The 9,432-nt window shown below is 74.2% G+C and carries 10 protein-coding genes; 4 read left to right on the forward strand and 6 right to left on the reverse strand.

The features are described 5' to 3' along the window. Nucleotides 1–65: 65 nt before the first annotated feature. The 3 genes from B073_RS0104390 to ectA form a co-directional block, all read right to left on the reverse strand. Entirely contained in the window at nt 66–470 is a 405-nt protein-coding gene (locus tag B073_RS0104390) for an ectoine synthase (protein WP_018536875.1), read from the reverse strand. A gap of 54 nt (nt 471–524) precedes the next feature. After that, nucleotides 525–1,793, reverse strand: a complete 1,269-nt coding sequence (ectB, locus tag B073_RS0104395) for a diaminobutyrate--2-oxoglutarate transaminase (protein WP_018536876.1) — start codon at nt 1,791–1,793, stop codon at nt 525–527. 67 nt (nt 1,794–1,860) lie between these two features. Continuing rightward, a complete protein-coding gene (gene ectA / locus B073_RS0104400) occupies nt 1,861–2,427 on the reverse strand; it encodes a diaminobutyrate acetyltransferase (RefSeq protein WP_018536877.1) in 567 nt (188 codons plus the stop codon). A gap of 471 nt (nt 2,428–2,898) precedes the next feature. On the opposite strand from ectA, the gene B073_RS0104405 reads away from it, so the two are divergent. Then, the gene (locus B073_RS0104405) at nt 2,899–3,990 is read left to right on the forward strand and encodes an amidohydrolase family protein (RefSeq protein ID WP_078507891.1); all 1,092 of its coding nucleotides are present in this window, start codon (nt 2,899–2,901) and stop codon (nt 3,988–3,990) included. Nucleotides 3,991–4,008: 18 nt separating this feature from the next. Here the strand turns inward: B073_RS0104405 and B073_RS0104410 are convergent, their stop codons facing one another. Next, complete coding sequence (locus B073_RS0104410) at nt 4,009–4,443, reverse strand: ArsR/SmtB family transcription factor (RefSeq protein WP_018536879.1); 435 nt, start codon at nt 4,441–4,443, stop codon at nt 4,009–4,011. 159 nt (nt 4,444–4,602) lie between these two features. Between B073_RS0104410 and B073_RS0104415 the strand changes: the two genes are divergently transcribed. From B073_RS0104415 to B073_RS0104425, 3 genes are all read left to right on the forward strand, one after another. Beyond that, nucleotides 4,603–5,007, forward strand: coding sequence for a hypothetical protein (locus B073_RS0104415; protein WP_018536880.1), 405 nt, complete (start codon nt 4,603–4,605; stop codon nt 5,005–5,007). 9 nt (nt 5,008–5,016) lie between these two features. Further along, entirely contained in the window at nt 5,017–5,763 is a 747-nt protein-coding gene (locus B073_RS0104420) for an SDR family NAD(P)-dependent oxidoreductase (RefSeq protein ID WP_018536881.1), read from the forward strand. Between the two features lie 251 nt (nt 5,764–6,014). Continuing rightward, nucleotides 6,015–7,007 (forward strand): SCO1860 family LAETG-anchored protein, encoded by a 993-nt coding sequence (locus B073_RS0104425; protein WP_018536882.1) that lies wholly within the window; start codon nt 6,015–6,017, stop codon nt 7,005–7,007. Between the two features lie 358 nt (nt 7,008–7,365). On the opposite strand, the gene cobC is transcribed toward B073_RS0104425, so the two are convergent. Together cobC and B073_RS0104435 are read right to left on the reverse strand one after the other, a co-directional pair. Further along, on the reverse strand, nt 7,366–8,454 hold the full coding sequence (gene cobC / locus B073_RS0104430) for an Rv2231c family pyridoxal phosphate-dependent protein CobC (RefSeq protein ID WP_018536883.1): 1,089 nt from the start codon (nt 8,452–8,454) through the stop codon (nt 7,366–7,368). Next, nucleotides 8,451–9,329, reverse strand: coding sequence for a sirohydrochlorin chelatase (locus B073_RS0104435; protein WP_018536884.1), 879 nt, complete (start codon nt 9,327–9,329; stop codon nt 8,451–8,453). The genes cobC and B073_RS0104435 overlap by 4 nt, the downstream gene beginning before the upstream one ends. Nucleotides 9,330–9,432 lie beyond the last annotated feature (103 nt).

Consider the following 9,432-nt stretch of genomic DNA (forward strand, 5'->3'; position numbering starts at 1 on the left):
CTTCCTCTCCTCTCGTACGGAATCTCGCGGCAGCGCGCCGGCGCGCGGTGGTACCGGCTCCGCGATCAGCTCGCCTCGGGCTCGGTGAGCAGCGGGTAGACGCCGTTCTCGTCGTGGTCCTCGCGGCCGGTGACCGGCGGGTTGAAGACGCACAGGCAGCGGAAGTCCTCCTTGATCCGCATGGTGTGCCTCTCGTGCCCGTCGAGCAGGTACATCACGCCGGGCGTGATGAGGTGCTGCTCGCCGGTCTCGTCGTTGGTCAGCTCGGCCACGCCCTCGACGCAGACCACGGCCTCGATGTGGTTGGCGTACCACATCGACGTCTCGGTGCCGGCGTAGAGGACCGTCTCGTGGAGGGAGAAGCCGACCCGCTCCTTGGCGAGCACGATGCGCTTGCTCTCCCAGGTGCCGGACTTCGCCTTGACGTGGCGGTCGGTGCCTTCGATGTCCTTGAACGAGCGGACGATCATGTTGCGTGGTTGCCTTTCTGTGGAACGGTGAGGGCGTCGGGAAGGGGGCGGCGGTCAGGCGCAGTCGCGGACCGCGCGGGCGAGCGTCCGCAGCCCCTCGTCCAGCTCCTCGGGGGTGGTCGTCAGCGCGGGCAGCAGCTTGACGACCTCGCTCTCCGGGCCGGAGGTCTCGATCAGCAGACCCAGCTCGAAGGCGCGCTTGGCGATCTTTCCGGCGAGCGGCTTGTCGGTGCACTCCAGGCCCCACACCAGACCGCGGCCGCGGTACTCGGCGAAGGTGCCCGGGTGCTCCTCGACGATGGCCTTCAGGTGCGCCTCGACGATCTCGCCGCGGGCCAGCGTCTGCTTCTCCATCTGGCCGTCGGCCCAGTACGTGTCCAGGGCGGCGGCCGCGGTGACGAAGGCGGGGTTGTTGCCGCGGAAGGTGCCGTTGTGCTCGCCGGGCTCCCAGATGTCCAGCTCCGGCTTGAACAGGGTCAGCGCCAGCGGCAGGCCGTAGCCGCTGATGGACTTGGAGACGGTGACGATGTCCGGCACGATGCCCGCCTCCTCGAAGGAGAAGAAGGCGCCGGTGCGGCCGCAGCCCATCTGGATGTCGTCGACGATCAGCAGCATGTCCTGGCGCTCGCACAGCGCGGCCAGTTCGCGCAGCCACTCGGGGCGGGCGACGTTGATGCCGCCCTCGCCCTGCACGGTCTCCACGATCACGGCCGCGGGCTTGTTCAGACCGGAGCCCTGGTCCTCCAGCAGCCGCTCGAACCACAGGAAGTCCGGGGTCTGGCCGTCGAGGTAGTTGTCGAACGGCATCGGGGTGCCGTGCACCAGCGGGATGCCGGCGCCGGCCCGCTTCATGGAGTTGCCGGTGACCGCGAGCGCGCCCAGCGACATGCCGTGGAAGGCGTTGGTGAAGGACACGATCGACTCGCGGCCCTTGACCTTACGGGCCAGTTTCAGCGCGGCCTCGACGGAGTTGGCGCCCGTCGGGCCCGGGAACATGACCTTGTAGGGCAGGTCGCGCGGCCGCAGGATGATGTTCTGCAGCGACTCCAGGAAGGCCCGCTTGGCCGTGGTGGACATGTCCAGGCCGTGGGTGATGCCGTCCCGCTCGATGTAGTCGATCAGGGCGCGTTTGAGGACCGGGTTGTTGTGTCCGTAGTTGAGCGAACCGGCGCCGGCGAAGAAGTCCAGGTAGGTGTGGCCGTCCTCGTCGGTGATGCGGCTGCCCTGTGCGCGGTCGAAGACGGTGGGCCAGCCACGGCAGTAGCTGCGCACCTCCGACTCGACGGTTTCGAAGACGCTCAGATCGGGCTGGGTGATGGTCACAGCATGCTCCTGGGAGATGAGTGCGGGAGGGAGAAGTCCGGGGGCGGCGCCGTGCGCGCGGCCCGGCTCAGCGGCCGCTGCCGGGCGGCGTCTCGAACGGGCCGATGAGGTGCAGGACCTCCGGCTCGTGGCCCTGCTCGGGGAAGAGCGCCGCGTCGAAGAGGACCTCGCGCTCGACCGGCACCGAGTGCCGCTCGGCGAAGGACGCGAACAGCCGGTTGGAGGCGGCGTTGCCCGGGGTGATCGTGGTCTCCACGCGGGATATGCCCAGTTCGTCGATGGCGCGGGTGGTCAGCCCGTCCAGCAGGGCGGCGGCCAGGCCCCGTCCGCGGTGCGCTGCGTCGACGGCGATCTGCCAGACGACGAGGGTGTCCGGCCGGTCCGGGCGCAGGTAGCCGGTGACGAACGCGGCCGGCTCGCCGGTCGCGTCGCGGGCGACGGCGGAGGTGGCGGCGAAGTCACGGCACCACAGGAGGTAGCTGTAGGAGGAGTTCAGGTCCAGCGCCTTCGAGTCGCGGGCGATGCGCCAGATCGCTGCCCCGTCCTCCGCCCGGGGGGTGTCGAGCTTGAAGCCCTCCGGAATTTCTCTGATTTCGCTTCGGGCACCGGCATGGTCTGCTTGTGCGGCGGTCATGGAAATTAAATTTACCGAGGTGGAAAGCAAATTGCATCGCGGGCAGGGGTTACGCGAGAAGCGGTTTTGTGTTATCGCGCGGGGGCACGCGAGCGCGCGAACCGGTTGCAGAATGTCACGATTTGACCCTGGTGGTTCGGGATGAAACGGACACGTTGTGTAGTCAGTCACAGATCGGTAACGCTCCTGTGAAGTGCCTGAATTACGTGACTTGGCACTAGCGGAATCTTGGCGTTTGAGGCTGGGGAAAGCGGGCATACGAATACGGGAAGCTGTTCTGTCGGGGAATTGGAAATTCGCCCGAGGACACGCTCGGGGCGGCTTCTTCAAAGGGGTACGGGAGCGCCCACCGCGTTTTTCGAATAACCGTCCGCCGGAGCGGCGACACGGGCCCGCGCACGGGCGCCGCACGGGCCCCGCACACCGTGGCCGCCGGCTCCGGCCCCCGCATACAGTGCGTGCATGACGTCCATGAGCGAAGGTGCGGTGCTGCACCTCAAGGGGAGGGTCCTCGTCGGGCCGGAAGACGTCCGCGACGAGCTGTGGGTCGTCGACGGCCGGGTCACCTACGAGCGGCCGGCGCTGGCACGCGATGCCAGGACGGTCACCGGCTGGGTGTTGCCGGGCCTGGTCGACGCCCACTGTCACGTCGGGCTGGACGCGCACGGACCGGTGGACGCCGCCACCAGCGAGAAGCAGGCACTCACCGAGCGTGACGCCGGCGCCCTGCTGATCCGGGACGCCGGCTCGCCCTCGGACACCCGCTGGATCGACGACCGCGCCGACCTGCCGCGGATCATCCGTGCCGGCCGCCACATCGCCCGCACCCGGCGCTACATCCGCAACTACGCGCACGAGATCGAGCCGGACGACCTGGTCGCCTATGTCGCCCGGGAGGCCCGGCGCGGCGACGGCTGGGTCAAGCTCGTCGGCGACTGGATCGACCGCTCGGTGGGCGATCTGACCGCCTGCTGGCCGCCCGGCGAGGTGGCCGCCGCCATCGCCGAGGCGCACCGGCTCGGCGCCCGGGTCACCGCCCACTGCTTCGCCGAGGAGTCGCTCGCCCCGCTGGTCGAGGCCGGCATCGACTGCATCGAGCACGCCACCGGGCTGACCGAGGACACCATCCCGCTCTTCGCCGAGCGCCAGGTCGCGATCGTCCCGACCCTGGTCAACATCGCCACCTTCCCGCAGCTCGCGTCCGGCGGCGAGGCGAAGTTCCCGCGCTGGGCGGACCATCTGCGCCGGCTGCACGAGCGCCGCTACGACACCGTGCGGGCCGCCTACGACGCCGGCGTCCCGATCTACGCCGGCACCGACGCCGGCGGCTCGCTGCCGCACGGCCTGGTCGCCGACGAGGTCGCCGAGCTGAGGAAGGCCGGCCTGCCCGTGGAGGCCGCCCTCTCGGCGACCACCTGGGGCGCCCGGGAGTGGCTGGGCCGCCCCGGCCTCACCGAGGGTGCCCCGGCGGACCTGGTCGTCTACGAGGCCGATCCGCGGGCCGACGTCCGGGTGCTGGCGGCGCCGCGCCTGGTGGTGCTGCGCGGCCGCGTCGTGGGCTGACCGCCCGCCGGCCGCTCCTTACGCGGACTCCGGCGCCCCCGCCGGCTCCGCCGCCGCGTCGCGCTCCGCCGCGTCGGCCCGCAGCAGCGCCTCCACCAGGCCGGGGAAGCGCTCTTCGAGGTCGGCGCGGCGCAGCGAGACGTACCGCTCGCGGCCGGACCGGCGGGTGTGGGTCCAGCCCGCCGTCCGCAGGATTCGGAAGTGGTAGGAGCCGGTGGCCCGGCTGACCGGCAGCTCGATGTCCCCGCACCCGGCCTCGCCCTCCGTGGCGAGCCGGTGCACGATCCGCCGCCGCAGTGGGTCGCTGAACGCCTGGAGCAGGTCGCCGAGCCGGATCCGGGCGGTCTCCGGCTGGTCGGGGTCGGCCGGGGCGGAGGTGGCGGCGGGTTCCGCCGCCGGCGGGCGTGACGCGGGGTCCGCGCCCAGGGCGCCGGCCGGGTCCGTGCGAGGCATTGTTCGAGAACTCTCTAAACGAGTGGTACGGTCGGTGAGCGTCGATACGTTGACGATTCTCTAATTATTCACCCCCCGCCACCCGCCGACGGTGCCCGCGCCGCACGCCCACTGGCCTGCCCGCCCGCACCGCCGCCCCGACGTTCCCCGAGGCCCGCGATGACCACCGCCGACCCGGCAGCCGCACCCGCCCCCGCGCCCCCTGCGGAGCCGCCCGCCGCCCCGCTGCGTACGCTCTTCTGCCTCGGCGTCACCCAGGACTTCTTCGCCGCCGACGACGCCCTGCGCGCCACCGTGGCCGCCGCCATCCCGCCCGCCTTCGACCGGCTCGGCGAGCGCTTCGGCGTACGGGTGCTCGGCACCCTGGACGACGACCGGCTGATGGTCGGCGCCAGCACCGCCTGGCCCTGGACCTCGTACGTCCTCGCCGACGTCCCCGACCTGGAGACCGTCTCCCGGGTCTGCGGCATCGTCCGCGACACCCCGGTCGGCGACAGCCGCCTGTGGCGCTATCTGCGCTTCGAGGCCAGGGTCGGCCGCCCGCTGTTCTTCGGCACGGCCTGAGGGGGCGGGATGCTCGACACCGGACTCGACGGCCGGACCGTACTGATCACCGGCACCGCCTACGGGCTCGGCGCCGCCCTGGTCCGCGCCTGCCATGCCGAAGGTGCCCACATCGCNGCCCTGGACGTCGACGACGCGGCCAACCGCGCCCTCGCCGCGGAGCTGGATCCGGGCGGCGAACGGATCCGGCCGGTCCGGGCCGATCTGCGCGACCCGGACGCGCTCGCCGCCGCCCATGCCGAGGTCCGCGCCTGGCGCCCGGTCGACGTGCTGATCAACAACGCCGCCCGGCCGCTCGCCAAGTCGCTGTGGGAGATCACCCCCGAGGAGTGGGACGACGTCTTCGCGGTCAATCTGCGCGCGGTCTTCCTGCTGACCCGCGCGGTCGCCGCCGACATGCGCGACCGCGGCTTCGGCCGGATCGTCAACATGGCCTCCGTCGCCGGCCAGACGCCCCGCCCCACGGGCGCCGCGTACGGCACCAGCAAAGCCGGGATGATCGCCCTCACCCGGGTCTTCGCGGCCGAACTCGCCCCGTACGGCGTCACGGTGAACGCGGTCGCCCCGGCCATGATCGACACCCCGATGGTCCGCTCGGTCGGCCCGGAGGCGCTCGCCGAGCTCACCGCCCAGGTGCCGATGGGCCGGATTGCCACCCCCGAGGAAGTCGCCCGGGTCGCCCTCTTCCTCGCCTCCCGGGAGACCTTCGTCACCGGCGCCACCTATGACGTCAACGGCGGCGTGCTGATGCGCTGATGGCGCCCTCCGGCGGTCGGCCGGGCCCGCGTGGCCCGGTACGGCTGGGGCGCGGGAGGGCCGCCGGGACGGGGGAGCCGGAAGGAATCGAATCGGGATGCGAAAACCACCCTTTGGGGTGAACTGACCTCGCGTGGCTGACCGTTCACCCTCCGTGCGTCCACGATGTGCGGGTCGAGGCCGTCGGCCCGCGTGATGTCCCCCATCGGCGCGGCCGGCGGCTCCATCTCTCATGTGGGGGTTCCACACACGTGTCCACCAGTTCCACCAGAGGCACCGGCGTCACCGGCACCACCCGGCGGATCGGCGCCGCGCTGGTCGCCGCCGCACTGACCGCCGGTCCCGCCGTCGCCCTCGCCGCCGCGCCCGCCGCGTACGCCACCGGCAACGACACCCGCGGCCACGGCACTTCGGGGGCGGTGGTGCTGCGCACCGCCCTGGACGTCGGCCTGCTCGACAAGACCCTGAACATCCCCGTCCGGGCCGTCCTCAACGACGTCCAGGCCCCGGCCTCCGCCGAGAAGACCGCGCTCACCGTCCGTCTGGACGGCATCGACGGCGGCCGGCCGGTCGACCTGCTGCGCGCCGACGTCGCCACCGCGCGCGCCACCGCCGACGGGCGCACCGCCGAGGGCTACGCCAACCTCGTCCGGGCCAAGGTCCAGCTCCCCGGCCTCCCCGCGCTGCCGCTGGCCCAGGTCCAGCAGGTCACCGCCCGCGCCGTCTGCACGGCCGGGCAGCGGCCGCGGGCCGAGTCCCAGGTCCTCGGCGACATCGTGGTGCTGGGCAAGCGGGTCGCGCTCCGCGCGGGCGGCACCACCGAGGTCAAGGTGCCCGGCGTGGGCGACGTCCGGCTCGACCTCTCGCAGAAGAGCACCACCTCGGCGAGCGCCGCCGCCACCGCCCTCCGACTCCGCGTCTCGGTCGACCCGTTGAAGCTCAATGTCGCGGAGGTGCACGGCGACGTCACCCTCGCCCGGGCCACCTGCACCACCCCGCACGGCACCCCGGCCGAGCCCAGCAGCCCGCCCTCCGGCGGGCCCCACGCGCCCGGCACCGGCAGCGGTACCCAGGTGCACTCCGGCGGGGCCCGTCCCGTCGACGGGCAGAACCTCGCCGAGACCGGCGGCAGCGCCGCCACCCCGTACCTCGTCGGCGGCGCGGCCCTGCTGGTCGCCGGCGGCGCCGGGGCGCTCGGCTACGTCCGCCACCGCAGGAACGCCGCGGCCACCGGGCGCGGCTGACCGGTCCGCCCCGCACCGGTGCCGTGGGGGCGCCGGTACGGGGACGGGGGTGCGCCGCGTGGGCCCGCGCGGCGCACCCACCCCTCGCCGGGGCGCCCGCCGGGGTGTGGGGCCCGGTGGCCCCCGGCGGGGGCACCGCCCCGAAGGAGGCCGCGGGCGCGCTCCGTTACCGGGACAACACACCTAGGGCGCTTCTAGGGCGCTTCTGACGGATCTCCGTGGAGGAAGGAGCGGCGTCTGGTGCGTGCTCTCGCAAGGCGCCGGGATGGCTTCATAGCGGAGCTATGGAGACATTCCGGCAACGCCGCGAGAGTGCGTGCCAGGCGCCGCGACGCCGCGGAGATCCGTCAGAAGCGCCCTAGCGCCCCAGCACGTCCGCCAGCGCGGCCACGAACCGGTCCGTGGTCGCCCGGTCCCGCACGGCCAGCCGGAGCCAGTCCGGGCCCAGCCCCGGGAAGGTGTCGCCGCGGCGCACCGCGAAACCGCGGGCCCGCAGCGCGGCCCGGACCGCCGCCGCGCCGGGCAGGCGCACCAGCACGAACGGCCCGGCCGCCGGTCCGGTCACCGCCACCGAGGGGAACGCCGCCAGCCGGGCCAGCAGATGGGCCCGGTCCGCGGCGATCTCCTCGGCCGCCGCGGCCGCCTCCGCCAGCGCCGCCGGCGCACAGCACGCCTCGGCGGCGGCCAGCGCCGGCGTCGAGACCGGCCACAGCGGCTGGGCCCGGGTCAGCTCCGCCACGGTCTCCTCGCCCGCCAGCACATAGCCGATCCGCAGCCCCGCCAGCCCCCAGGTCTTGGTGAGGCTGCGCAGCACCACCAGCCCCGGCAGCTCGCCCACCCGCCCGGCCAGCGACTCCCGCTCCCCGGGCACCGCGTCCATGAACGCCTCGTCCACCACCAGCGTGCGCCCGGGCCGCGCCAAGGAGGCCAGCGCGCCCGCCGGATGCAGCACCGAGGTCGGATTGGTGGGATTGCCGACGACGACCAGATCCGCGTCGTCCGGCACCGCCGCCGGATCCAGCCGGAAACCGTCCCGCTCCGCCAGCAGCACCCGCCCCACCGCGTACCCGGCGTCCCGCAGCGCCGCCTCCGGCTCGGTGAACTGCGGATGCACCACCACCGGCCGGCGGGCCCGGACCGCCCGCGCCAGCAGCACGAACGCCTCCGCGGCACCCGCCGTCAGCAGCACCCGCTCCACCGGCAGCCCGTGCCGCACCGCGACCGCCCGACGGGCCGCCCGGCCGTCCGGATACGCCGCCAGCCCGTCCAGCGACGCGGCGATCCGCACCTTCAGCCAGGCCGGGGGAGTGCCCGCGCGGACGTTGACCGCCAGGTCCGTCAGATCCGCACCGCGCACCTCGGCGTCGCCGTGGTGCCGCAGATCCACCGCATCGGACGCCGGCTCGCCGGGCGCCGCGGTCGCCGGGGACGGCGCCGGCCCGGTCACGCCGCGCCCCCGGCGGCCGCCGCGGCACCCACGGCCGCGCCCGGCAGCACACCGCCCGCCGGAGTGCCGCCCGCCGCCCCGTCCGCCACCGTCGCCCGGTAGCGCTCCATGACCACCTCGGCCAGCTCCGGCGCCGCACCGACCGGCTCCGCACCCAGCACCTCGATCCACGGGTGCACCGCCGCCCAGCCCTCGGTCTGCATCCGCAGCCGCTCCAGCAGGTCACCGGCGAAGAAGAAGCCCGGCAGCACCACGATCCGGTCCGGGCCGGGCCCGCCGGGCGCCGCCGCGGCCAGCACCCGGCACCGCTCCAGCCCGGCCGGCACGTCCGGCGCCGCCAGCGTCACGAACGCGCTCTCCACGCCCGCGAAACCGCGGCCCTCCCACAACAGCCGTGCGGTGCGGACCACTTCGGCGTTGGCGTACGGATCGGCCGCGCCCCGGCCCACCAGCAGCACCGTCGTACGGGCCCGGTCCTCGGGCCGCCGCGCCCCGCCGCCCAGCGCCGCGTCCAGCCGCCGCTCCAGCACCTCCAGCAGCCGCGGATGCGGCCCCAGCGCGGGCTCGCAGACGAAGCCGAGGCCGGGGTGCGCGGCGGCCGCCCGCGCCACCGCCTCCGGCAGGGACTCCCGGATCGGCCCGGTGGGCGCCAGCAGCAGCGGCACCACCACCAGCCGGCCGGCGCCCCGCGCGGCCAGCTCGTCGACCGCGCCGGACAGCGGCAGCGGCGACGCCGGGGCGCCGAAGAAGCCGCCGGCGACCGGCACGTCCGGGTGCCGCTCGGCGAGCATCGCCACCAGGGCGCGCAGGGCGTCGGCCGCCCCTTCATGACGGGTGCCGTGACCGGCGATGAGCAGTGCGGGTCGGGTGGTCACAACAACTCCTCGGTACCAGGGGCTTCGCTGTCGGGGCGTCCCCCGACCTCCGCCGCCCGTCGGTCCGCGCCGGGACGGGGCGGGCGGGGGGAGGGGACGACGA

The sequence above is a fragment of the Streptomyces sp. MspMP-M5 genome, assembly GCF_000373585.1.
In the GTDB taxonomy this organism is placed as follows: domain Bacteria; phylum Actinomycetota; class Actinomycetes; order Streptomycetales; family Streptomycetaceae; genus Streptomyces.